This is a genomic window from Nitrospira sp. BLG_2 (assembly GCF_049222245.1).
The window spans coordinates 1-1,610 of record NZ_JBLYIG010000557.1; the positions used below are offsets into that span (position 1 = coordinate 1).

A 1,610-nucleotide genomic window follows, 5' to 3' on the forward strand; every position below is an offset into this window, starting at 1 on the left:
CATGGGACAAAGTCCGTACGGTGTGCAGGATCTGGCGGGGAATCTCTATGAGTGGGTGATGGACTGGTACGCCGAGGATTATTATTCCAGCTTTATCAATAGCCCCGCTATCAATCCGCGCGGACCCAACGAGGGAACGACCAAAGTCCAGCGGGGAGGATCCTACATCAATACCCCGTATCGCCTGCGGTCGTCGTTTCGCACGAAGGGTGATCCGACCGAGCAGGATCCGAATGTGGGTTTTCGTTGTGCCCAGGATGTTCAGAAGCAGCCGTAGTCTCGTACGATTCACTGCCGATGGCACACCAACACGTGTGAATGCTCAAAGGGCCGTTCGAGTACTCAGCGTATCAGCGGCACGGAGCCGATGGGGGAGTCGGTGAAGCAATATGGTGTGAAGCCCGGGAACAAACTTTCGCTCAAGGAATTCGATCCGGACGACACCGGAGACTATAAGAAGAATGAGCAAGGGAAAACGAAGGCCAAAGTCGAAACGGCCGAACTCATTGCCAGGCTGGACAGGTTGCAAGAGCGACTGTACGCGAATGCCACACGATCGCTCCTCATCGTGCTGCAGGGTATGGATACGAGTGGAAAAGATGGAACGATCAAAAGTGTGATGTCCGGTGTCAATCCGCAAGGCTGCAAAGTGGTGGCCTTTAAGGCTCCGTCAAAGGATGAACTGGCCCACGACTTTCTGTGGCGTGTGCATCGCGAGGTGCCGCCCAAAGGGTACATCGGGATCTTCAACCGATCGCATTACGAGGATGTGCTGATCACACGGGTCCATGGATGGGTGACCGACAAGCTTATCAGGCGTCGATTCAATCAGATAAGGCAATTTGAGGAACTGTTAAGCGAAAGCGGAACGGCTATGCTCAAGTTCTTCCTCCATATCTCGAAGGACGAACAGAAAGAGCGGCTGGAGGCCCGCATCGCCGATCCGGAAAAGCGCTGGAAATGGAATTCCGGTGATCTGGAGGAACGGAAGCTGTGGGATGAGTATTTGAAGGCCTTCGAGGATGTCATCTCGGCAACCAGCTCCGAGGAAGCGCCCTGGTACGTCGTGCCGGCGAATCGAAAGTGGTATCGCAACCTCATCGTGGCGGACCGCGTCGTGAATGCATTGGAGGACATGAAGCTCAAGACGCCTCCGGCGCCTGAAGGTGTGGATTTCACCAAGCTCAAAGTCGTGTAGCGGGGTGTCAGGCGACGGTAGATCGGTCGTTGTAACGGTCACGTGGTATTTCCCACTCGAGGACCTCTGTTGGCCGGCGTCTGCTGTATATGATGCATCGGGGATTCAAAGAGACATGCCCCCTTGACACGGTTTCCAAATGAGCGTAGGGAAGAAGTGCGGCCCCTTTTATCAATCGAAGTTCGAGAGATCGGGTAGACCGCGCGGCTGCCATCCAGGTCTCTCGGTGACTTCATCGCGAGAGGAGGGTGGAGATGGACGACACGACGCCACCTGGCCCATTAGGCCCACCGATGCAAGGGCGGGTTTCTCGTCGGTCCTGCTAACCGATTCTTCGCTGGCTATGCCATACGGGCCGACAGGGCCCTTATAAAAAATAGATAGGCAAGAGCCATGAAGCGGAGAGTCTTCG

General features: G+C 55.4%; 2 protein-coding genes. Both read left to right on the forward strand.

The features are described 5' to 3' along the window. A partial coding sequence (locus ACOSYY_RS14830) for a formylglycine-generating enzyme family protein (protein WP_421663306.1) occupies nt 1–277 on the forward strand: 277 nt, incomplete at its 5' end. Between the two features lie 90 nt (nt 278–367). Then, complete coding sequence (locus ACOSYY_RS14835; RefSeq protein WP_421663307.1) at nt 368–1,198, forward strand: polyphosphate kinase 2 family protein; 831 nt, start codon at nt 368–370, stop codon at nt 1,196–1,198. Nucleotides 1,199–1,610 lie beyond the last annotated feature (412 nt).

Coding starts and splice junctions, on each gene's coding strand:
- ACOSYY_RS14835 (WP_421663307.1), top strand. CDS start 368: ATGGGGGAGTCGGTGAAGCAATATGGTGTGAAGCCCGGGAACAAACTT.